Origin of the sequence: Desulfovibrio sp. (genome assembly GCF_047607245.1) — a bacterium.
Taxonomy (GTDB): domain Bacteria; phylum Desulfobacterota; class Desulfovibrionia; order Desulfovibrionales; family Desulfovibrionaceae; genus Desulfovibrio.
This window is the reverse complement of the sequence record NZ_JASGDK010000190.1, coordinates 26,997-51,556: the sequence shown is the minus strand read 5'-3', so window position 1 is coordinate 51,556 and position 24,560 is coordinate 26,997. Positions and strand designations below refer to the sequence as shown.

At 51.6% G+C, this 24,560-nt stretch carries 15 protein-coding genes; 11 read left to right on the top strand and 4 right to left on the bottom strand.

Annotation, left to right across the window (positions count from 1 at the left end):
* The first annotated feature begins 6 nt into the window (after positions 1 to 6).
* The 4 genes from QM579_RS13935 to QM579_RS13920 all read left to right on the top strand — a co-directional run bounded on the left by QM579_RS13935 (position 7) and on the right by QM579_RS13920 (position 10,430).
* Positions 7 to 7,032: a beta strand repeat-containing protein gene (locus tag QM579_RS13935; protein ID WP_414999727.1), complete on the top strand. Its 7,026-nt coding sequence runs from the start codon at positions 7 to 9 to the stop codon at positions 7,030 to 7,032.
* 530 nt (positions 7,033 to 7,562) lie between these two features.
* A complete protein-coding gene (locus QM579_RS13930; RefSeq protein WP_414999726.1) occupies positions 7,563 to 8,774 on the top strand; it encodes an iron-containing alcohol dehydrogenase in 1,212 nt (403 codons plus the stop codon).
* A gap of 113 nt (positions 8,775 to 8,887) precedes the next feature.
* On the top strand, positions 8,888 to 9,148 hold the full coding sequence (locus tag QM579_RS13925; protein ID WP_414999725.1) for a hypothetical protein: 261 nt from the start codon (positions 8,888 to 8,890) through the stop codon (positions 9,146 to 9,148).
* A gap of 331 nt (positions 9,149 to 9,479) precedes the next feature.
* Positions 9,480 to 10,430: a radical SAM protein gene (locus tag QM579_RS13920; RefSeq protein WP_414999724.1), complete on the top strand. Its 951-nt coding sequence runs from the start codon at positions 9,480 to 9,482 to the stop codon at positions 10,428 to 10,430.
* A gap of 360 nt (positions 10,431 to 10,790) precedes the next feature.
* Here the strand turns inward: QM579_RS13920 and QM579_RS13915 are convergent, their stop codons facing one another.
* On the bottom strand, positions 10,791 to 11,114 hold the full coding sequence (locus QM579_RS13915; protein WP_414999723.1) for a helix-turn-helix domain-containing protein: 324 nt from the start codon (positions 11,112 to 11,114) through the stop codon (positions 10,791 to 10,793).
* A 123-nt stretch (positions 11,115 to 11,237) separates the two neighbouring features.
* Between QM579_RS13915 and QM579_RS13910 the strand changes: the two genes are divergently transcribed.
* Both QM579_RS13910 and QM579_RS13905 read left to right on the top strand, forming a co-directional pair.
* Positions 11,238 to 11,525, top strand: coding sequence for a helix-turn-helix domain-containing protein (locus QM579_RS13910; protein WP_414999722.1), 288 nt, complete (start codon positions 11,238 to 11,240; stop codon positions 11,523 to 11,525).
* Between the two features lie 987 nt (positions 11,526 to 12,512).
* Entirely contained in the window at positions 12,513 to 15,143 is a 2,631-nt protein-coding gene (locus QM579_RS13905) for an inverse autotransporter beta domain-containing protein (protein ID WP_414999721.1), read from the top strand.
* Between the two features lie 496 nt (positions 15,144 to 15,639).
* Here QM579_RS13905 and QM579_RS13900 read toward each other — a convergent pair whose 3' ends face one another.
* The 3 genes from QM579_RS13900 to mdlC all read right to left on the bottom strand — a co-directional run bounded on the left by QM579_RS13900 (position 15,640) and on the right by mdlC (position 19,630).
* On the bottom strand, positions 15,640 to 15,936 hold the full coding sequence (locus QM579_RS13900; protein ID WP_414999720.1) for a hypothetical protein: 297 nt from the start codon (positions 15,934 to 15,936) through the stop codon (positions 15,640 to 15,642).
* Positions 15,937 to 16,813: 877 nt separating this feature from the next.
* On the bottom strand, positions 16,814 to 17,761 hold the full coding sequence (locus QM579_RS13895; RefSeq protein WP_414999719.1) for an AEC family transporter: 948 nt from the start codon (positions 17,759 to 17,761) through the stop codon (positions 16,814 to 16,816).
* A gap of 246 nt (positions 17,762 to 18,007) precedes the next feature.
* Positions 18,008 to 19,630 (bottom strand): benzoylformate decarboxylase, encoded by a 1,623-nt coding sequence (gene mdlC, locus QM579_RS13890; protein WP_414999718.1) that lies wholly within the window; start codon positions 19,628 to 19,630, stop codon positions 18,008 to 18,010.
* A 463-nt stretch (positions 19,631 to 20,093) separates the two neighbouring features.
* Between mdlC and QM579_RS13885 the strand changes: the two genes are divergently transcribed.
* The 5 genes from QM579_RS13885 (at position 20,094) to QM579_RS13865 (ending at position 24,041) form a co-directional block, all read left to right on the top strand.
* Positions 20,094 to 20,735, top strand: a complete 642-nt coding sequence (locus QM579_RS13885; protein WP_414999717.1) for a hypothetical protein — start codon at positions 20,094 to 20,096, stop codon at positions 20,733 to 20,735.
* A 94-nt stretch (positions 20,736 to 20,829) separates the two neighbouring features.
* On the top strand, positions 20,830 to 21,375 hold the full coding sequence (locus tag QM579_RS13880; RefSeq protein ID WP_414999732.1) for a tyrosine-type recombinase/integrase: 546 nt from the start codon (positions 20,830 to 20,832) through the stop codon (positions 21,373 to 21,375).
* A gap of 395 nt (positions 21,376 to 21,770) precedes the next feature.
* Positions 21,771 to 22,361, top strand: a complete 591-nt coding sequence (locus tag QM579_RS13875; RefSeq protein ID WP_414999716.1) for a hypothetical protein — start codon at positions 21,771 to 21,773, stop codon at positions 22,359 to 22,361.
* A 366-nt stretch (positions 22,362 to 22,727) separates the two neighbouring features.
* Positions 22,728 to 23,138 carry a GNAT family N-acetyltransferase gene (locus QM579_RS13870; RefSeq protein ID WP_414999715.1) on the top strand — a complete coding sequence of 137 codons (411 nt, stop codon included), beginning with the start codon at positions 22,728 to 22,730 and terminating at the stop codon, positions 23,136 to 23,138.
* Between the two features lie 63 nt (positions 23,139 to 23,201).
* Positions 23,202 to 24,041 carry an alpha/beta hydrolase gene (locus QM579_RS13865; protein WP_414999714.1) on the top strand — a complete coding sequence of 280 codons (840 nt, stop codon included), beginning with the start codon at positions 23,202 to 23,204 and terminating at the stop codon, positions 24,039 to 24,041.
* The last annotated feature ends 519 nt before the right edge of the window (positions 24,042 to 24,560 follow it).

The following is a 24,560-nucleotide window of genomic DNA, read 5'->3' as shown; positions in this document are numbered from 1 at the left end:
TATATCATGAATATTATCACTATCAATCGTCCACAAATTGGGCAGCACGCCGCAGTAAGCACAACATCTGACGCCAGATACACTCTTGATTTCCCATCTGATCAAGCGACTCTTTCTCGCGCTGGCAATGACCTGGTCTTCAGCTTTGACGATGCATCCAGCATTCGTTTGACAGATTTTTATTCAGAGTACACGTCGGAAAATATACCCGACTTTGAAGTAGGCGGCACCCTGATTGCGGGTAAGGACTTTTTCAGTGCTCTTGCGCCGGATCTGGCTCCTGCCGCTGGTCCGTCGTCTGCGGAACGCGGTTCCCATTATGCGGAACACGGCAATGCCGAACTTGCTGCTGGGGTTGGCCATCTGGATGGGCTTGACTACAGCACCGGAGATTCGGCTTTTCAAAGCGTGTCCCCTCTTATGAGCGATTCTGCAGTTTCCGACAGATTTTCCTCGGGCAGTGGCAGCCCCGACGGGCCTGGCGGCCCCGGAGGCGAAACGGGCTCCTCCACCTACCACACCCGGCTCATTGTTTCTGCCACCAGCCAGAACACTTTCAGCTTTTTTGCTGTGAATCAAAGCGGCGACCTTGTGGACGACCCGAGCCAGATCAGCTGGGCCTTTGAAGGACCGAACGCCTATTTTAACGTGACGGGAATCGGAGCTGACGGCAAAATCACCGTTGAGCTTACCACAGCGGGGCTTGCCGCACTGAATAACGGCACGCTTGCTTCCGACATGCTGCTGATAACCATTGACGGTGTGGAATACAAAATGCCGCTGGTTATTAGCGGCGGCACTGCAGGCCAGAGCTACGATGCCGCCACGGAAGAAGACCGCGCCCAGCTTGATGGTCCTCTCAAGGCTGAATGGTATGCCTCTGACGCCAGAACCGTGAGCGGTGAAAGCGTCACCCTTGGCGGCACGAACTACAATCAGGTGGATATTGACCGGTCCGATGCTGGCGGCGCAAGCCAAACAGGCGTATGGAATTCAGATATTGATATCACGGCCTCCGCAAAGGGAGCCGTCAATATCACCGCGGAGCACAACACCGGAAACGCCCACGGGCTTGCCACATATGGCACCAGCGGGCAGGCGTCCTCCTCCGTTCGAGGTGGCGACGAAAGCTCCATACACATTGCGGCCAAAACCACTGGCGCTGCTGGTACCGCCCGGGGCGTGTATACCAATTCCAATGAGGGAGCCGTTGCCGCAACAACTATTGAAGGCGGCGACATTTCCATTGAAGCTCACGGCAACGAAGCAGGAGCCTATGGCGTTTACTCCTGGGCGGCAGGCGGGCGTGAAGCCTCAACGACAATCAAGGCCAGTCACGACCTGACCATCACAGCCGATTCCAGCAAGGGCGGCTCCAGTGGCCCCGGCAACACCGCAGTATATGCCACAGGCAGCGGCGCAAAAATCGTGATCTCTTCTGGCCCGGATGGAAAACTTCAGGTCGGTTCACACCTGGACAACTCCACTCAGGAGAACTTCAATGTCGAAAAAGGCGGCTCTTTCGCGGTTTCGGGAATAAGCGCGTACAATGGTGGCCAGGTTTCAGCGACCGGGGCTGACATCAATATTTCGTCAGATGTGAGCAACAGCTCCGCCCACGGTACGGCCACAGCCGTTTACGCTGGTTACGGCAACGCCAAAACCACGATCAACGGCTATGACGACCGTGATAACCACATGGAATTTTCGGCGTCTGCCCCGGATCACGCTATGGCAGTCATTGGCACCAACAGCGGCACCGTTGCCATAAATGGCGGCAGCGGCGACGACACCATCAAAATATCCTCTGAAGCCAAGTCCGGTTCTTCTTTTGGCGTTGCAGCGCAGGCTGGCGGCCAGGTGCTTATCAATGGAAATGGCGGCCATGACGAATTGCACATTGATGCCAAGTTCAACGGCCCTGCCAAGCCTGGCACGACCGAGCTCTTTGACGGCAACCGTGGCGCTTACGGCATGGCCTCGGCCTGGGGCGGCGCGTGGGTCAAGGTTGATGGCATTGAAACCGTCAATATCACTGCTGATGCCAGTGGCAGTGGCGGCTCCGCATACGGTATGTACACCCACGGTAACGGGTGGGGCGCTGCTGACGGCAACATCATAAAACATGACGGTTCGCTGCAAGCCACAATCAGCGGCTACGCTGACAATTCCGCCAATGGGCATGCCATGCACGCTTCGGGCGGCACAAATATCATTCAGGGCGGCAGCCGCCTTGGCGATGCCAACGGCGACAGAATCACCTTGAATGGTCACATGACCGCAGCAGGCTATAACGGAAAAAACCTGGTGACCACGGGCGACGGCGACGACATCGTGACGCTCAATGGCGATATGGCCATTAAAAACGTTGCCAACGATGGCATGCAGAACAAGATCGAAACCGGGCTGGGCAATGATATTGTACGCATAAGCGGCGATATGGTCACGAACAGGGACAGCGGCCAGAACATCATCAACGTCGGCGCGGGCGACAATCTGGTTGAAGTCAGCGGCAGCATGCACGGCGTGGGCGCCAACAGCATCACCCTGGGCAGCGGCAACAGCACGGTCAACCTCGGTGGCAACATGTTCGCCTCTGGGCTCAAGAGCACCAACAGCATTCAGGGCGATGCTTCCGGCAACACTGTTGTCAACGTCAATGGTCAGGGCATTGCGCTCTACGCCGCAGCCGGGGGCAAAAACAGCATCAGCGCCGTACACGATGTGCATGCGGATTCCGGCGGCATATACTCCACTGGAAACGGCTCATCCAATACCATTACCGACATTGCGGGAGCGGTGACAACCACTATGCTCACGGCCAATGACGGCAGCAGAAACGATATCACCAATGTGGGCAGTCTGGATATTCAGTCTGTCGGCAACGGAGTAGCTGGCGTCACTGCGGGCCGCAACGCCACTAATAACATTGAGGCCAACGGCGGCATTGACATCAGCGCCCAATCCACATCAGGCGGAACCTGGGGGCTTATGGCCGGATCGCTGGGCGGCAATGCGACCAACAGCCTGAAAGGCGGAGCCGACATCAACATTACGGCCACGGGCAACGGCACCAGCGCCAGCGCCATTGACAACAATAGCGGCAATACTACCAACGTGGAAAGCACAGGTGGAGACGTTACCCTCAAGGCAACCTCCACAACCAGTGCAGCCGGGGGCATCTGGGGCATTGGCACCACCACCATCACCGCGGGCAAGGATCTGACCATTGAGGCGTCAACGCAGGGAGCCGACGAAGCCAGGGGCGTGCACACCGGCGGCACCACAACATTGACTGCACAAGATGGCGACGTGGCGGTGCGCGCTGAGGGCAACGTTGCCACCGGGCTTTACACCATAAGCACTGGCACTACCAATGTCAGCGCCTCCGGACTTGTGGACATTCAGGCCCACGGCAATTCGGGCAGCAACAACACTTACGGCGGCAACGCCACCGCCCTGTATGCCGAAAGTCAAAATACTGGACAGCTGGCCAGAAACATCATTGAAGGCGGCGAGGTATCCATTGCGGCCAAAACCCTGCAAAACGGCGGAACATACGCGCTGTATAGCAATACGGCGCTCAACAAAATCACCAGCGACACACAGGCGACGGTGACTGCCGAAAATCTCGGCACTGGCAATACCTGGGGCATGTACGCCACGGCCACCAACAACAAGCTGGGAGCCAATGAAATTACCGGACACGACGTCACGGTGACCAGCAGTGCCGCCAATGGCAACGCTTATGGCATGCAGGCAGCATCCACCAAGGGCGACAGCTCCAATACGGTAACTCTGACCGGGGGCAGCGCCGATGTCAGCGCGGCCAGCGCTCAGGGCAACGCCACGGCCATGCATGCCACAGGACGTGGAACCAATACCATTACCGGAAACGGCGATGTAACTGTTTCCGGCACTGCCACAGGCGGCTACGGCATAGGCATGTCTGCCGAAGCGTCAGGCAAAAACAGCATCATTGCCGGAACAGGCGATGTAACCGTCAGCGGTACAGGTACCAGCTACGGCATGGGCATGCGCGCCCAACATGCCAGCAATACTATCGAAACAACTGACGGCAATGTAAATGTTTCAGGCAGCGCCAGCGGTTCCAGCCCCGGCTACGGCATGAGTGCCAGCGATTTTGGCAACAATACAATCACCACCGGAAGCGGCAGCGTGACCGTTTCAAGCTCGGGTGGCGGCATATTTGCCACTTCCTCCGGCAGCAACAGCATTGAAACAAAAAGCGGCGACGTAAGCGTATCGGGCAGTGGCGGTTATGGCATGGCTGCCTCTTATTCCGGCAGCAATACCATCAACACTGAAAGCGGCAACGTGACCGTATCTGGCCCCGGCGGTTCCGGCGACGGCATGCGCGCCAACTTTGCAGGCAGCAACAGCATTACTACAGAAAGCGGCAATGTGACCGTATCAGGCTCCAGGCCCAACTACGGCGGCGGCATGGACGCTTCCGGCGCAGGCAGCAGCAATGCCATTACCACCAAGAGCGGTGATGTGGCCGTGTCGGGCGCAAACGGCATGTATGCCCTCTCTGGCAGCAGCAATACCATCATCACTGAAAGTGGCGATGTGGCTGTGTCCGGCCTCCTCAACGGCATGACGGCCGGAGGTTCAGGCAGCAGCAACAGCATCACCACCAAGGATGGCGATGTGGAGGTTAGCAGCACAAGCGCAACCACGATCGGAAACTACGGTGCAGGAATGTACGTCACAACGTCGCTCACTGCGACTGGCGACAGTAACAGCATCACCACGGAGAGTGGCGATGTGAAAGTTACTAGTGTTAACACCCTGGGCAGCGGCTACGGCATGCACGGAAGCGTGTATGATGGCAACACCATCACTACCAATAGTGGCGATGTAACCGTGTCAGGCGCCAATACGGAAAGCGGAGGCATCGGTGTTGGCATGGCCGGGCACAATGAAATCAAGACCCAAAGTGGCGATGTCACAGTTACTGGCACAGGCGAGTACAGCGGCTACGGCATGTATGGCTTTGGCAGCAAAATCACCACTGAAAGCGGCTCTGTGGAGGTTACTGGCACAAGCGCAAAATCCAGCGCAGGCATGTCTGCTAATTCTGCCCTCGGAGGCAGTAACGAAATCAACACCCAGAGTGGCGATGTCACAGTTACAGGCACCAGCGGCACTAGCTCCAACTACGGTATGTCTGCCACCAATAGCGGCAGTAACAGCATCATCACAAAGAGCGGTTCCATTACTGTGGCAGGCAACGGTGCCAGCGACACTGCTAGCGGTGCCGTTGGCATGGATGCCAGATCTTCCGGCAGCAACACTGCTACCAACATCATCACCACCGAGAGTGGTGCAGTAACAGTGTCAGGCAACGCTGGTGGCAGCAGTTTCGGCATGTACGCCAATGGTTCCGGCAGCAGCAACAAAATCGACAGCCAAAGTGGTAATGTAAAGGTTGTTGGCACAAGCACGGGCACAAACGCCAGCAACACTTATGGCTATGGTGCTGGCATGTATACCAGTAGAGGCAGCAATGAAATCAGCACCCAAAGTGGCACTGTTGAGATTATTGGCGCACATGCAGACTCCAGCGCCAGCAATGCTCCTGGCTATGGCATGTATGCCTCTGATTCCGGCAGTAATACCATCACCACTGGAAGCGGCGCTGTCACTGTTTCCAGTTCCAGTCTCTCCGGCTCCAGCTACGGTATGGCTGCCAGCGCTTCAGGCAGCAATACCATACAGTCCAGCGGCGACGCACTGACTGTTACCATCACCGCCACTGCGGATGCGGCCAGTAAAGCCATTGCTATGTGGGCCAGCGGCGGCGGCTCCGTCAACTACATCACCGGGCACTCCCAGGCGGGAGGCGCTGGCGACAGCATCACCCTGAATGCCAATAACGGCCAGGGCATCGCCATGCAGGCCCTCAGTGGCGGTAAAAACATCATTACCACTGGTGCAGGAGACGACAGCGTAACCATCAATGGCGCGGTCAAGGGCATCGGCAATGAAATCAACCTGGGCAGCGGCGATAACACCATCACCATCAACGGCTCGGTGCAAACCGGCAGTCTGAACGTGGCCGCCGCGGGTGGGACCTATACCCTGATACTTCAGGCATCCGACGCGGAAAGCTTTGCCGTCCGCTACGGGGCATGGCTCAATACCATAAGCTCTGACCCGCTTATTGCGGGTGGCATGAACGGCATCAGCTTTGACGGGCTGGACATTTCCTCACTGCCCGCAGATTTTCTGTCAACATTCAATGATCTTCTGTGGTCGTTGCATGGTAACGGCGTTTCCATTGAACCTCCGGCACTTGTCGACCAGTTGCACGACCCCGCCGCTCCCGCTGCCGCGCCCCTCTTTGCTATGGATACAGAAGCAGGCGCTGAGCATCATACACAGGACGCGCAACATGCCGCCGGACATGATGATTCGCAAGATTCGCAGCTATCCGCTCACGATGGCCCGGCTTTCACAACAGACGACAGCCTGCATACCGCCTTCAGCGCGCAAGCAAGCAGCACTGCGGCACATGCGGATGGCCTTGAGCCTGACGCCACAGCACAAATCCAGTTGGATGAAAACAGAGAAGGCGAGGATTCTGCCGTGCCGCTTTTCTCCTTTCTGGACGACTTTGAAGGGGGAGACGATGCCCTGCACGATGGGTATCTGAGCAGTGAAGGAAGTGATGTCAGCTTCGCCGGGCTGCATGCCCCCATCTCGCTGATTCACGGTGATGAAAACCTCGACAGCCTGCTTGTGGCCACTGGCCAGCAGGCTGCGGATAGAGAAGGAACCGATGTTTTATACGGAGGCTCCACTGCGGAACTGCACGACATGGGTCTGACAGATATCAAGGAAACTCTTGACCAGGGAGGCCTTGCCGAATCGGCGTCTCTTAATGAGCCTGCTTTTTCTGAAGGCACGGTTGCCATAGCGGGTCAGGGCAGCATGGTTCCCAGCGTGATGGACTCTTGTCAGGAGGCCACAGACAGCGCAGCACGGGAAATGTCAAACACCTAAACAGGTAATGCCGCAGGCTGTTCACTCTTTTGCATAGTAGTAAGGCTGGGTTGCAAACAGCAGCAATTCAGACTGCGAAGAGAGAGAACAACCATAACAGCGAAATTACGCCAGAGATAGAAAAAACAACCAAACAAAAGCAGAGCCTGCGTGTAAAGACGCAGGCTCTGCTTTTTATCGTATCAATGATGGCAAAGAAAAACCCTGCCGTGCGCATCCAGAAGCACACATTAGCAAGATAAACCAGCAAGCTTTACCGCGGCACTGGGTTCTTTCACAGCCTGCAATCGGTCCTTCTTCGCAGCCATGCTCCAGTATTTTCAGTACCTGGAAGGCAGTCACCCGATCTAAGGCAGCATTGGCAGAAGATAAAAAGCCACGGAGTCTGTTTAAATAAAATACTGGTTGAGCGCTCAATGAGCTTTACTCTCGATCTGATTGGGCGTATAAAAAACACAAGTGAAAAAAATAACAATGAATCCTGTTCATAAAGTTGGCGCAGGCAAGCCTGCTTCCAACAGGAGGTCATCATGTGGAATGAAAGTTACGATTATGACGTTGTGCGGGAAATCCGCGTTAAGACGACAGCTTATATCGGCGTTGGCGCCATCAACAAGATTGACGACATTTTAGCCCAGATGAAGCATGAGGGCGTATCGTCCATCCTCTGTGTCAGCGGGGGACGCTCTTACAAATCAACCGGCGCATGGGATAAGGTAGAAGCTGCGGCCCAAAAGCACGGCATTACCCTGGCCCTGTACAACCGCGTCACCCCCAACCCCACCACGGACAGCGTGGACGAAGCTGCGGCATTGGGGCGCACCATTAACGCGGGTGCTGTCATCTGCATTGGTGGCGGCAGCCCCATCGACTGCGGCAAGAGTGCGGCCATCTTGTTGGCCAATCCCGGCAAAAGCGGTGAAGACCTTTACTGTTTTCGCTTCACGCCTGAAAAGGCCCTGCCCATTATCGCCATCAACCTGACCCACGGCACAGGCAGCGAAGTGAATCGCTTTGCTGTGGCCACCGTTACCAGGCTCAACTACAAGCCCGCCATTGCTTATGACTGCATCTATCCCCGCTTCGCCATTGACGATCCCGCGCTGATGACCGGGCTTTCAGAAGACCAGACCCGATATGTCTCCATCGACGCGGTAAATCACGTCGTTGAGGCGGCCACAACGACGGTTTCAAACCCTTTTGCCGTTAATCTGGCCAAGGAAACCATCCGCCTTGTCCACAACTGGCTGCCCGTTTCGCTGAAAAATCCTGCGGACCTCAAAGCCCGTTACGGACTCAGCTTTGCTGCCCTTCAGGCTGGTGTGGCCTTTGACAATGGCCTGTTGCACTTCACGCACGCGCTGGAGCATCCCCTGAGCGCTGTAAGCCCCGAACTGTCTCACGGATTGGGACTGTCCGTGCTGCTGCCTGCCGTCATCAAGGAATGCTACCCTGCGCGTCCTGCCGTGCTGGCGCACATTCTTGAGCCCATCGTTCCCGGCCTCGCAGGTGTTCCCGAAGAAGCCGACAAGGTTGCCAAGGCCGTTGAACAGTGGCTCTTTGGCTTGGGCGTGACTCAGAAGCTTCAGGATCTGGGCGTGAAGGAATCCGACGTCGATACATTCTGCGACCTTGTGGAGCAGACGCCCTCTCTGAGCCTGCTGCTTTCCGTAGCGCCCATAGAGGGCTCGCGCGAAACCGTGGCCCGCATTTATAGAAATTCTTTGCGGCCTATGGCCTAGGTACGCAAGACATAGCTTAGGTGGAACACACGTAAGCCGCACGGGATGTAACGCTGCCCGTGCATTGTCCATAAAAAACGGCAAGCCCCCCCAATGATGGCTTGCCGTTTTTTATGGAGCGCGTAATTTTTAAAGAGTCTGGCAATCATGTTCAAGGCAAGGTTACAGACGAGGCGATGACGGCCCTGAAGGAAATTCCCGGCAAGGCACATGCTTCCGACCACTTCACGCCAATCCCCCAAGGCAGCGCCACCCAAGGTAGAGAATTTTTTGCGGCGAGGCATTCGCTCCAGCTACCACGGCGGATTGAACTACTCCGCGATGGACGCCCCCCAATTGATCTGTGCTTTATATTTTCGGATCTTTCGCTTTAACGTTGTGTATCAATCTTGGAGAATTAGAAATTTCACTTTTTATATTTGTACGTTACAAGCAATCTGACGGGTAAGCCGTTTATGCCAGGTAACTTTCTGTAGAATGAATAATTTCTTTGAGTTATGCATATTATGCGACCTAACAGGCCGCACAAACACACTTTTCATTTGAAGAGATTTGAGTTTAACTTTAGTCGCAGACGCGCGAACATATACAAATCAGCGCTGAAAATGCTTCTACGTTTTCCTCTCAGCTGGTCATGCTCCATTTTCAAGGTAACACGCTCTATTTATCCGGCGTTCCGAATTGCAGGTTCAGGAGGGAGGCTCCATGTTGTTCTGCTCCAAGCTCGTTCGAGAACTTGTTTTTGAAGAAAGGGCCCTTCAGCCCTGCTGTAACACGCATAGCATAGCGGTACCGAGTTTTCCGTTTGCAGGCGGTTCTGTGGATATGGAAGCGTACACGCGCCACATTGCCGCCACCGCACAGGAAATCCAGCGGCAAAACCCGCAGGTATGCGCTGGCTGCCCTGATCTGGTGCCACTTTCGCATTCTGTTTGCGTGCCAGAACTGCGTTTTGCCGTGCTTTCCTTGAATCACCACAGACATATCTGCAACTGCCGCTGCGTGTATTGCGACCTGTGGAAACCAGGGCAGCATCCGCGCCCATTTGCCATTCTTCCCGCAATCCAGAGCCTTCATGACCAGGGAGCGCTTGAAAAAAACTGCGTTGTAAGCTGGGGCGGAGGAGAATCCACCCTGCTGCAGGATTTTGAAACAACGGGCCGCTGGCTGTGGGATCACGGCTACTTCCAGTACGTGCATACCAATGCCCTTCGGCATTCGGCCTGGATTGACCAACTGCTTGCCAGCGGAGGCGGCAGAATCAATATCAGCCTTGATTCCGGTAATGCCGCCGCCTATGCCCGGGTAAAGGGCGGTGACTGGTGGGATGACGTAATGGCATCCATAAAAAAATACTTCGCCGCAGCAATCACACCAGAACAGATTGATATTAAATACATAATTTTTGAAGCGAATAATAAAATCGCGGATGTGGAGCAATTTTTTCAGGTCTGCCGTGGTTTCGGGGCAAAAAAAATACAGCTTTCCTTCAACTTTCTGGAAGTAAATACGGGCTCTGTCAGCGAACACTCTATTGCTGCGGCTGCGTATTTCATGCACCGGGCACAGGAGCTGGAGCTTGATTGCGAACTGTTCTTTGTGGATGAAACACTGCGCGTACGTATTGACGCCGCACGCAACAATTTTTTTGCGTAATCCGGACATGCATGCGTGGCTGGTAAAACAGGCAGAGCCTTCAGGCTTCAAAAAAAATCCCCGATGGTCATACCGTCCCAATTATGGGGCATCCGTTAAGCAGTGAAAGCACGCTGCAAGCGGTGCAAAAGCGTATTACTATTCTTGTCATCACAGCCATCATTGGCTGCCAGCACGCCAGCCCAAACGACCATAATGACGGAACTCAACAAAAAAGCCAGTCACAGAAATTCTGTAACTGGCTGATGCTGCCAATTATGACGGAGAGGGAGAGATATAGATAGCGCTCGTATTGTTTTGAATTATTTGCTTATACGTGGCAAAAAAATTCTTACCCAGAAATTGCCCGGCGAATTTTTTTCACTTTTTCTTGCTTTTTTTGTCTTTGGGTTTCTTTTTAGTCTCTTTTTCTTCGTTTGCCTTATCCGAAATAGCGCCCTCTCCATCCAGGGCAGCCCAACTCAGTTCCGCGGCGGCGTTCACCAATTCACCCGGCTCCATGCCTATAGCATCAGCAAGCAAAAGAATCGTTGTAAAACGCGGTTCGCTCCTATCATGCTCAAGATTATTCAGATAGCGAGTGCTGCGCTCCAGCTTTTTGGCAAGGCTATACTGCGTAAAACCCCGCTTTTTATATTCTTGAATCAGGGCTGCGCCGAACTTGGAAGGAGGTCTGTTTCTCATTCTTTGTTCATACTCGACAGCTGATTCATAAATAGCTGATAAATTTATCAGGTGATCTGTTAAACATCTATTTAAAACTTGATAGCTAGAGAGGCATGGCAAAAATCCAGGAGGAGCAAGCCCATGCCCACCCCACTAGATCGATTTTTTGAAGCGACAGGATGCAGAACGCAAGTTGAATTGGCTGAATTTTTAGGGATAAGGCAATCGTCTATAGCTGATGCCAAGAAAAGAGGTAACATTCCCTCGGCTTGGCTTCTGACGCTTTGGAGGAAGAGGAGAGTCAACCCTGACTGGATCTTAACGGGGCAAGAATCAAAAAACTTATTTTACGCACAATTCGAAGATCTAACACAGCAAAAAATCCACATAAAAGAAATCAGCCCACCAGAGAGTTTTTCAATCGAATAGTTGTTCACTGAACTTATTAGAAAAACACTGAAAAAACTATCGAATGAGGAAAATAGAAATAAAACTTTGACATTGACTAACCAGCGCCCCACATCACACTCAAGCTTGATTTACATCTTAAATCCTTTGGGGATGCGTTAGCTCTTGACTATGCACTTTTCTTTCTGCACGGCTTCTTTTATCTGGCTCTTTTCCTTCTTCCGTTCAATCGCCGGGCTCACGCCCTCAGCGATCGGCTGACGCAAAAGGAAGTTCTTGTCGCATCCTTAAGGCCGATCACCGGATAGCCGCCAAGGGAAAGCATCTGCTCCTTGCCCTCAAGAAAGTAGCGCACCCGCCCTAAAAATTCCTAAGTCTCAGGCACATCATGCAAAATGGCCGCAGCAGCGGTCAACACCACACTTGAGCATATTCAGAGCAGATATCTGCCTACGTTCATGTGAGCGCAAGTGCCCGCTGCCGAGCGAACTCGTGCTCAAATATCCCCAAAAAATCTTGTGGCCATTCCCCAGTTAAATATCTGACATACGTTTTCTGGCTAATTATCTGCCGCAGAACAACTTTTATGCAGGCATTGCAACATCAACAACCTACTGACTTACTATATTATTTAATTTCTGAATTCATTGCCTTGTATCTATCAATGCTTTAGGAGCAATAACCTAGAAATATAGTCAGCAAACAATTTTCGCAGCATGGGTGCTGCGTATAGCAGATGATTTGCACTGTCAGGCGTGCATTACGTCATTCTGGTGTTGTCGAAAATTGAGAGCACGAAACGGCCACAACAAAAACCACTCCGAGGAGGGAGGCAAATGTCAATTTACATTCATAACAAAGGGGAATGCAGCAGTGAAATGGGTATATGAGAATAACCAAAAACTTTATGGAGCCGGAATTTCCCAGTGGGTGCCCTGCTTGCTACTAATATTTTTTTCTATTGCCTGCTGTAGTGGAATTGCTTCGGCAACATCCTATCAGAGCATAATGGCAAACGGGTTCGAAACAACCAGCGAGGATGTGCAGGCGGAACCAGATAGTCAAGCGCAGCCCGAGCACAAATCCGCAAATCCTCCGGCTCCAGATCAAAAACAGCATTCTCCCCCCCAATTTTTCGACTCCAAAGCAGATAATGCCTCACCAGTGGCCGTCGACGCACCGGATAGTTCTGCCACAGCTTCTTCCCTTCCCCCTGGTGGTAAATCAGCCGTAACCACCAACTCCAAAAGCCTCATGAAAGTCATGCTCAACGGTGCAGCCCTGTTTATGGGCCTGCCCGGCCTTGCTGGTGAACGGCATAATCTCTACGACTCCAATGCTGACCAAGGGCTTGGCTTCCACCAAGACGGCACGGTCCGCCGCGCAGACGGCACCACCGGCGATCAGGCTGGCAGCGGCAACTATACAGGACGCCGCGCCGCCTCCTACCTCAACCACGGCATGGGCTACAGTAGCGAATTTGGGTATGGCCAGAGTCTTCGTCTGCCCGTCAGCCCTGAAGAACCTTCTGAATTAACTCACGCTTACGATCCAGTCACAGGTCATGCCTACAGTTCCGGTTCCGCACGTAATGCGAAACAAGGCAGCACTTTTGGCGGCGCCTTTATAAGTGATCCACAGCAGTATTTCATGCAGCGCGGGCTCAATTTCGGCATGGGCTGGCTGAACAATATGGGAGAAGCCGGACTTGCGGGCCTAACAGACAATGGCCGGGCACGCCTTAATTTTCTTATGGACCGGTACGGACGGCTTAACGGCGAAGGTGATGTGCTTTTTCCTTTTTACGATGGAACATACACAACACTCTTCACGCAGGTCGGTGCCCGCAGTATGAGCGGATTTGGCGACAATAACGGAGACGGAAGAGGCGCAGACCGCTGGATAGGCAACTTTGGCCTTGGTCAGCGCTGGTTTCCCGGCGCGTTCAGCACAGAGAATGGCGGCTTTGATTCCGGCGAGTGGATGCTTGGCTACAACGTCTTCTTTGACAACGATTTCACCCGTGGGCACCAGCGTGGCGGCATCGGCGCAGAAGTGCAGTATGACTGGCTAAAACTTGCTTCAAACTATTACCTGCCGCTTTCAGACTGGAAAGGCTCACGCGATTTCGACAACGACTTTGTTGAAGAACGCCCGGCCCAGGGTTGGGATGTGCGCCTCAAAGGTTACCTGCCGTTCTACCGCAATGTAGCTGCCACCGGAGCCTACTCACAATGGTATGGCGACAACGTAAGCATGTACTCTACCAGCAAGCTTGAAAAAGATCCTCATGTCTGGTCTTACGGGCTTGAGTATACACCCATTCCGCTTGTTTCTGCCTTTATCAATCAGCGCAGCACTGGTCGTGGCAATAACGATACGGAATTCGGCCTGCGCTTTACCTATCATTTCGACATGCCTTGGGAGCAGCAGACCAGTCACGCCAAAGTGGCAGAAACCCGTACAGTGGCGGCTGCCCGTCATGACTTTGTGGACAGGGAAAACCGTATCATCCTGGAATACAGGGCGAAGGATAGCTACCACATCGAGTATCTGGGCCCCGACGGTTCACGCGGGTTCCGGTTTCATATCAAGGATGGATTCGGCAAATACAAAGCTGGCCAGACAGTGCGGGTAACGGCTGGTGGCAGTTATCTTGCCGAAGCCGCCAAAGCAGCACCTGCCACATTCTTTGCTCAGACTGTGAATTGGCTTGATGATTTTATCTCAGTCAAAACGGCTCATGCTGGCGATCTGTCCAAAACCTACATCACGGACAGTCAGGGGCATTTTTGGGTTCAGCTTGATGCTTCCGCCCCAGCAGTAACCAGCGTAACCGTCCAGACGGGGAACACCAGCAAGAACTTTACCCTGCAAGGCAGCGGCGCGGTATCTTTCACAGGACTCAACCTGCAGGTAGCTTACAACCGCAGCAGTTTTGTCGCCTCCGACTTTAGTGCAACAGCCACTGTCACAGCCACTGCCTCGGATAACGGCAACTCCCTAGCTATCAATGCTGGCGACATCACCTGGACAGTGCTCAGCTCCAATATCTCTGCATCCTGGTGGGGCAACCGCGCCGCCGGGGCCACAAACGGTCTGGCCTGGGGCGCAACACCTCTATCCCTGAGCGGCACAGACCCGCAAAGGATGAACGTGACTGGGGCGGCACCTAATGGCGACACTGCACAATTAACAGACATTGTAGGCTCGCGCACAGTACAGCTTAAGGCCGAAATGGTCATTAACAGCCAGCCCTATTCACAGGTTGTCACGGTGTCTTTCGGCTCTGGCCCCTTGTCTGTATTTAAAGACAAACCTTTTGGCCCTGGCAACAATTGGGAAGACGCTGGGGCTTACTGCGGCAGCGCTGGCAATATTAATCAGTCAGGCTACCAGGCTGCCACCAGACTGCCGAATTTTGATCAACTCAAAAATGTCGCAGGCTCTGGTAGTGGAGGCAAGCAAGGCGCGGCTCACGCTGCCGGATGGCCGGATGAAGGCGCCAGCAGCTTTCGATACTGGGTCGGCGAGGCTGCAGGCAATGGCGGCAATGCACATGTTGTGTATCTGAACACTGGCAACAGCGGCTTGACCATTGGCGCGAACACCTTCGCAGTCACTGTTTGCCTGCCCTAAGGCTGGTATTGGTAAAAAGCCGGAGGAACCCTGTGTTCTTCCGGCCTTTTAAATTTTACTTCTTGGCAGCCCGTACTTCCACTTAAGTCGTTGTCCTTGGAAACAGCTTCTGTATACAGGCAGCCGATGCATTTGGGTGAAACAATCACAACAGCTTTACCTCTGCTCCCGCCCCTTTCCCTTGGCGAGACGTTTGAAAAGGCTAACAGCTAGGCTGGCAAGGATCTTTTTGTCACCCCTTTGCAATTATATAATTTAAAAATGTTATCATGTTGCCCCCTCTCCCCTTAGTCGCGAAGCTGAAGGCTTTCTGCCAAGAGATGGGTGGGGCCGCAGACAATTATATGGCTATTCCCCTTTTTTCTCATTCGACTTGCTGGTGTATGGTAACTCCAGTTTACCGTGTTGAGGGAGAAGAACAATCTACAGAGCATTATCTTCTGATGCTATGCCGTAATTCTGACGGCCTCTGCACAAAAAATATATTCCGCCTTATCTATGATATTACCCCAAGCTTCTGCTTGGCGATGCTATTTTCTGTATCACTCCCTGCAAATTCATAGCCTTTTTCAATAAGGCCCAGAGTATACCTCTTGTTGTATACGAAAGACCAGATAATCCCAGCAACACCAAATGTGACGAGGTTGATTATAATGACTATCAGACCAAGCACTATGTCCCCCCGAAACACTGCTGGAAATCCACCAAAGAAAAATGTTGTCCAACTAAAACCGTAAAATCCTTTTCTGACGATTCCGGTTTGCGGATGCTTAAGCATGATTTGCGTTGCCATTCTTCCTCCAGATAAACTTTGTGATCAATCGCCTGTATTACAACAATAAGTGTATAGAGTTATGCCATAGTAGATTAAAATCAATATCATTAGTTTTATACTATGTTTTTATTTTTTTGCTATTTGCAGCATTAAAATTGCTTCATCGTTAATCTGAATTTGGCCAACTGACATGAATAAAAGCATTTTTTCATATATCAGTGACCCCAAAAACGATACTTGGGGCCCGTCACCTTTCCGCATTTTCGTGCTAATAGCGGCTGTTTTTTCAAAAATTGCCAATCGAGATCATGTTGCTACACGCAGGCATTTCTTTGCCGTAAGCCTTGTGAAACTCGTAGCAGACAGACCTCACGGACATTCAAAGACTTTTAGGGCATCAAAGGGCCACCACAACCGACATTTACTTGCGTGGCATAGATCCGCGGCTTGACCACCTGGCGGGGGTCATTGAACAAGCGGTTCAGCCAGTAGTTACGTGCAAGGAGCTTGAACAAGCTGACGGTTAGACTGGCGGTTCTATAAATGGGAAAGGCGGGTTGTTTCACGGCAGCCCGCCTTTTTAGGGCGCGCATCGCTGGATAGTACACTTCCTGTATGCATCGTGAAGCCTGCTCGATTTTCCATTAGACAGACTTTTTTGCTGTGTTCAGTATAATTCTGCTGTTAAGACTGAATTTTGAGATGCCACTGGGACTCCTCTTTTGCTCCCTGTCGTAATTGCGCTATAAATAAGTACGCAAGAAGCATGAAAACACAAACAGATGTGTATTGGGATGATCCCTATTCATGGTCGCATTGACTGCAAAGAATCCCACCAATCGAAATGATTGGCGGGATTCTCAATGCCTATTAACCTAACCGACGCGGTTCAGGTTTAAGTAAGCCAGATAAAGCCGCCCATAGTGATAACAGACAAGATGGTGCTCCAAAACAGGGTAGAAGCCATTTCCTGTTGTCCCGTATTATACTCCACAGCGAAGATCACGGCGATGGAAGCCGTGGGAATCGCCAGGGTAACGGCGACCAATCCACGCTCCGCACCTGGAACAGCCAGCCAGATCATGGCCAAAAGAATAAGGCCCGGCAGGGCGATATTCTTGCAGATCACGTTAACGATCACAGGCAGGGATACGCTGACCTTTTGTGCAAAAAGTACCGCACCCACGGCAAACAAAGCCACACCGCCAGTAGCCTGTCCGAGAAGCAGGAAGGAGCCTTTGATAACCTTGGGCATGTCCAGCCCCACCAACAAAAGTACAAAAGCTAACACTGGTGCCCACACGACAGGCTGTTTTACAGCATTGACTACACTCTCAACAACGATATGTAAGGCACCCTTTTTCTGGTCGCCGCTGGCGTCACTGCCTCCTGAGCCCACAAGAAAAACAAGGGCCAAGGGGACCTGTACGAGATTCATAAGAAGACTACCTGCTGCGATGGCTAGGTCGGCCTCAACGGGGAAAAGCATACCCAACACGGGAGTACCCACAAAAGGCACGGCGGGGCCGGCGATGGCTAGACTTCGCAAAGCGGCCAGCTTGACGTCAGACCTGAAAACAAGGCGAGAAATCAGAAAAACCAGTATAAAGCCACCAGCCATACCCACGGCCAGCCACAGAAAAACCTGCGCATTTTTCAATACTTCAGCCAGTGGCGTCCCGAGAATACCCGCAAAAAGAAGCATGGGCAGAGCGTAGAGCATAACCATACGGTTGAGTATGGAAGCCTGGCTCTGGCTAAAATCGTGCCGCCACCCAGCCAGAAGGCCTAAAAGCAAGGTGACTACAATAGGCAGCAAGGCCATAATGATTGTTTCAAGCATAGAAGGCTCCTCTTTTGCCACGAGTCCTGGCCCGTAAAAGGTTGAACACAGGTTGTTGACTGACTCGTATTTTCACAAAAGTATAGAGTGATACCACCTTCACAGGTCGCGGCGACGAAATAAAACTCAAAAAACAGGTCACTTACGACGCAGCTAAGTTACGTCAACACACAATTTTCGTGATTACTGGCAACGTTACTCGTTGGTGTCCAAGCCCACTTTGTGGGGTTGGACACCTCTTTGTCCCTAAAGCAAGGAGGGAACGGTGGGGACTATCGGCACCTCAATCAGGGTGGGGCCGGAGCGGCTGAAAGCCTCAGCGCAGATTTTGCGCACCTCATCTGCCGTTTCAACGCGCACGGCTTCGCAGCCGTAGCCCTTGGCAAGGGAGACCAGATCGAGTCCGGGCAGGTCAAGGCCCGGTACGCCCGGGGTTTCTTCCAGAGTGGCAAAAGACTTCAGAATGGCGTATTCGCCGTTTTTGGGTATGACGAAAAGAATGGGCAGGCCTTGTTGTACTGCTGTCCAGAGTCCCTGAACGGAGTACTGCATAGAGCCATCGCCAATAATAGCCAAAACCGGACGATTACGGCCACTATCGCGCTCAGCCATGGCGATCCCCACGCTGGCAGGCAGGTTCCAGCCCAGGCTGCCGCTAGCAAAGGTATAGAAGGTATCCGGCAGTGTAATGGGCCATGCTGCATGCAACTCACCCAGGTTGGATGGAGATTCCTCCACCAGAACTGTTTCGGCAGGGGTGGCTTCACGCAATGCAGTGAAAAGCTCCAAAGCTGTCAGCATATTGCTGGGGGCTGGCATGGGCGCGGCCGGGTGTGGAGCCATGCGGTGAGCTTGCTTTTTGACGGCCGGAGCAGCCGTACGCGATTGTACACGGGATTCCAGAGCTTCCAGCGCCAGTACCGCATCGCATAACATACTATCACCCACCGGGGCTCGTCCAGTTTCGGCCGGGTCGTCTGAAATATGCAGCAGGCAAAGGTTTTCAGGAAGATAAGGACCCGCAATATAGGGATAGTAACGGAAAATAGGTGCGCCAATCACAATGGCCACATCATGGCCTTCAAGCTTTTTTGCCAGCGGTCCAATGGCAAAGGGAAGGCCGCCAGCGTATAGGGGATGGTCTTCGGGGAACGGGGGCCGCTCTGAGGCAGGTGCTGCCCATACAGTTGCTCCAAGTTTTTCGGCGAGGGCTACAGCCTGCTTCCAGCCGCCGCCCCGAGCAATGGCTGCGCCGTAGATAAGGGCCGGATTTTTAGCTTTGGAAAGCAACTCAGCGAACTTGGCGATGCGCTCAGGGTCCGGGCCAATGCGGCTTGCAACGCAACGCACAACAGGTGCCTCAGTCGCAGGCTTATCCCAGTCGTCAAGAGGGATGGACAAAAAGACTGGTCCCGCCGGGGGCTGCAAAGCTGTGGCATAAGCTCTCATGAAGGCTGCTGGAACATCTTCGGCCCGTACTGGTTCGTAACTCCATTTAATCCAAGGTTTAGGCAGTTCTGCAGGCTGCACATTGGTAAGCCACGGCTCCATGAGAAGCATCTCGCGGGTCTGGTTGCCTGCCGTGATGATTAGGGGAGTCTTGTTCATGCTGGCTGTCAGGATATTGCTCATGGCATTGCACAGGCCCGCTGATGTGTGCACGTTCACCAGAGCGGGTTTTCGCGTGGCTTGTGCGTAACCGTCTGCAGCTCCTACGGCGGAAGCCTCCTGAAGTGTTTGTATGTAACGGAAGTCTTTAGGGAAATCCTTAAGAAACGTTTCTTCTGTCGAACCGGGATTTCCGAAAATAGTAGTAAGGCCCAACTGGCGCAAGAGGTTGAAGGTTGCCTCGCGAATGGTAATTGCCATAACTGCCTCCGTATTTAACGATTAAAGTTATTATTACGGATAACATCGACAACTTCGCGAAGCAATAGATTTTGATATATTATAATATTAAAAATTTATTTATTGGCAACAGCGGAAATACAGCCTTTAAAATAGTATTTACTATTTTAAATAAAATGTTTCGAATATTAATTGTAAGTCTTAATTAATTTTATTATTATTCGCATGCTGGAAGGTATATTGGATTACAGCCTTAAAATGAATTCACAAAGCCAGTGGTAGAGGACAAGGTGATAAACGGCAGGTGCACTTGCTATTGGCTTATTCCGAAGGTAGTTTTGTCGTGCATTCGTAGCAATGCATGTTAGGCATGCTTGATGCATCAACAACATGATATGAACCTGTGTAGTTATGGACTTCACGCCGAAAGATCGCCCCAGTGCAGTAAGTGTAATAAGCACTCACAATGGATATGTGACGCGACATGCTTTTTCACTATAAGACGCTACAGCGCAGGCATGGCCCACCTGTCCAGATGCTGTGCCCAACGGCTGTTCCCAACACCGTTTGTAGTGTAGAGACAGGCACAGGTGATCCCTACTGGCTTTTGGGGAATGGCAAAGGGTACGCTTTTCTGGCAGACACTTTTGCCTGTGCGGCGGCCTTACGGCAGGGGCAATTTATATACATCCCCACCTCCATGATACCCAATGGGGATCTCTGTGAAATACTTCCGCCCTCTACCAGCATTTTTCTGGATATGGTACTGTTCAACTATTGTTCTCTTATCCTTCGTAGCAAGGAAGTAGTCGCCTGCCTGGCCTCCAACTCCAACTGGGAAGGACGCGTGCGGATTAAGCCAATGCCGGACGAACCTTATCCACAAAAGCAGTGGGATCTGCGCCGCAGACTCACGGTCAAGCGTATACACAAGCATCTCACTATCAGTGCCAATGGGTATATGTACCGCTGCATGGCCTACAATTGCCGGAAGATGGCAGGCATACCTGACGATCCCACCAACAACTGCTATCCTGAGCATTTCCATTACGACTGTGAAGAGGCCACTTTTAGGAGTTCTGGGATGATGCTACGCTACTGGTATAATGGTCTTAATTCAAATTAACTTTGATTTGGCCTGACAATCCTACTTATCAACATGAAAAAGATTCAGTCCATCAAGAGCCTACTTTTCAGCAGTTCGAAGCTTCTTACTTTTTATTAGCGGAATCCGTACCAACGCTCCGCTTAATACGTTGCTGCACACAGGGGCACGAGCGGGGGAAGTGCTCAAGCTCCGTTGGGCTGATGTGTCCGACCACAGCATATTGTTATGGACCCAAAAGCGGAAAGGTGGCGCGAAGCAAAGTCGGCACGCACCAATAACGTCCACGCTAAAAACCATACTGGACGCTCAAAAACTGGTGGCTGGTGATGCCGAGTACGTTTTCATCAATCCAACCACCGGAAAACCGTACGAAATGCGCCAGCCCGTGATGAAATATATGCTGGGCCGACTGTGCAAAGAGGCTGAGGTCAGCCCTTTTGGCTTTCATGCCATCAGACACTTCTTTGCCGTGAGCCTTGTGAAATCGCAGCAGACAGACCTGACGGACATCCAAAGGCTTTTAGGGCATCAGAGAGCCACCACAACCGACATATACTTGCGTGGCATAGATCCCCGGCTTGACCACCTGGCGGGGGTCATTGAACAAGCGGTTCAGCCAGTAGTTATGTGCAAGGAGCTTGAAAAGGCTGACGGTTAGGGGGCGGCTCTATGAATGCTAAAGGCGGGTTGCTTCACGGCAGCCCGTCTTTGTTATTTTATAGTCACCATTCAACGCTCAAGACTACGCGCCGAATGGTCGCCTACAGCCTCAAAATGAATTCACAAAGCCAGTGGTAGAGGACAAGGTGATAAACGGCAGGTGCACTTGCTATTAGCTTATTCCGAAGGTAGTTTTGTCGTGCATTCGTAGCAATGCATGTTAGGCCATGCTTGATGCACAAACAACATGATATAAGCCTGTGTAGTTATGAACTTGACGCCGATAGTAGCGCCTCAGTGTAGCAATTGTAATAAATACTCACAATGGATATGTGACGCGACATGCTTTTTCACTATAAGACGTTACAGCGCAGGCATGGCCCACCTGTCCAGATGCTGTGCCCAACGGCTGTTCCCAACACCGTTTGTGGTGTAGAGACAGGCACAAGAGATCCCTACTGGGTTTTGGGGAATGGCAAAGGGCACGCTTTTCTGGCAGACACTTTTGCCTGTGCGGCGGCCTTACGGCAGGGGCAATTTATATACATTTCCACTTCCATGATACCCAATGGGGATCTCTGTGAAATACTTCCGCCCTCTACCAGCATTTTTCTGGATATGGTACTGTTCAACTATTGTTCTCTTACCCTTCGTAGCAAGGAAGTAGTCGCCTGCCTTGCCTCCAACTCCACCTGGGAAGGACGCGTGTGGATTAAGCCATTGCCGGACGAACCTTATCCACAAAAGCAGTGGGATCTGCGGCGCAAACTCACGGTCAATCGTATACACAAGCATCTCATCATCAGTGCCAATGGGTATATGTACCGCTGCATAGCCTACAATTGCCGGAAGATGGTAGCCATACCTGACGATCCCACCAATAACCGCTATCCTGAACATTTCCACTACGACTGTGAAGAGGCCACTTTCAGGAGTTTTGGGATGATGCTACGCTACTGGTATAATGGTCTTAATTCGGATTAACTTTGATTTGACCTGACAATCCTACCCATCCGGGGGCGGTGAAAGTCACTCAATCCCCAAAAGCCTACTTTCCAGCAGCCAGAGACCGCACCAATACCTTAGTGCCAGCACGTATTCATTTATTTGGTGCACCTTCATAGCTTCAGAATCAAAGACTTGTCCTAATTCCTAGCATTTTGGTGAAAAAATTGACTTAGACGTTTGTTTTCAATATTAGTTAAGGCTAATATATTTTTATCATTCTAACTGCACCATACATTGGAAGAAGCCTAGGAAGAATATTTTAACATAATCTTAATGGGTTATTAGAAAGCTACTTTCCAAAAAACTCCCACCAACATTACTGCCGCTAAAAGGATAAAAGTGATGAACATTATCACAGTTAGCAACACAAAGTTGACAAAAGAGTTTTGCATTCAAATCGGGAACATATATATCTCATGCGGATGGGGGGACATCTACAAATGGCAAGACATCAAAAAATCAATAATAAAAACGGATTATTGCCGTTTTGCCACTGACGCATCTGGCAAGCCTATTGGGATGCTCCGAGCATTTTCAGACATGGTCTTTACAACTTGGCTGGCTGAGTTGATCGTGGAGAAGGATTCTCAAAAAAAAGGAGTTGGAACCGCATTGTTGGAACAATTCTCGGAAAATTTTGAGCATACGGGCATATATCTGACCCCCCTAAAAGGGACAGAAGGTTTTTTTGAAAAAATTGGCTTTACTCAAAAAGATATGCTTTTGGCCAGTTCGCGGCGTTCTCTCCGCTGAATTTAAATATTAGTTATTAACGTGAATGGGACAAATAGATTACTGCCGGACAGAAGAAAAAACATGCAAAAAGCCAACCTCCTTCTTTTATTTATTCTAATGATATTCTTAACGAATGCAGGGGCAAATACTTTTGCCAAAGAATTGAAGCTCAACAACCTTGGTGCATTTTACCAATCAGCAGCAAGCCAAAGCGCGCCACTTATTCTCATTATCCCCGGCTCTGGCCCAACAGACAGAGATGGCAACAATCCACTTATCGGCAATCCATCTGTCTATCGCTTGCTGGCCGAAGGATTAGCTGAGGAAGGAATCTCCTCTGTGCGCATAGACAAGCGCGGCATGTTCAGTAGCGCTGCCCCCGGGATTAACCCTAATAATGTGAGCATGGAGGATTATGCAACTGACACTCGGGATTGGATTAATTTTTTAAAAAAAGAAACTGGCCAAAAATGCATATGGCTATTAGGGCACAGCGAAGGGGGGCTAACAGCATTACTTGCTACCAGACAAAACTCGAAAGACGTTTGCGGCCTTATCCTCGTCGCCACACCAGGAAAAAAAACCAGCGATATTCTACGCCAGCAGCTAAATCGCAACCCGGCCAATACACCGCTACTACCAACCGCGCTTGAAGCTATCGAAGCGCTGGAACAAGGCAAACGTATTGACGTTGCACGCCTTCCTGCACCACTGCGGCCTCTGTTCGCCACTCCAATTCAATCTTTTTTGATAAGCCAAATGCGCTTAGACCCTGTCGAGTTAATTTCAGCACATTCCCTTCCTGTCCTTATCATGCAAGGAAAGAATGACTTGCAAGTGCCCCAAGAGAATGCTTTTCGACTTTTTCAAGCCCGACCAGATGCCACCTATTGCAGTTACCTGGTGTCACGCACATGCTAAAAAGACAACCCGTAAACCAACCACACTACATAACATACACAGATGTCTCTTTACCAATTGCCCATGATGTGATCAATGGCATTGTGCGTTTTATACATTCATACAATTTTAAACAAAAAAATATTCCCCTGATCACAGGTAAACACTAATCTATTTGCCTCGTTGATAATTAATTTACTGCTGAAAACAACACACCATACGGAAAATGTAATCAAAGAGCTTGAGCTAGACTGGCGACTCTATGGATACGAAAGGCGGGTTGCTTCGCGGCAGCCCGCCTTTTTTGCGCGTCCGGTGGAAAAGTGATGGCTGAACATTCCAACATTGTAACTTCGCAGTTGAAAAGTGCCCGCGCGTGATACTTGGGGGAAACAACATGTTGCCCGACCAGCCGGGGTAGCCCTACTTGAGCCACAGACACTCGCGCATAGAGGACTAAAACAGGGCAAACAGAACGGCTTGGTTCATCTGCCGCCATAGGGTAGACTAAAGGCACACGTGACATTGGCACTGAGATGC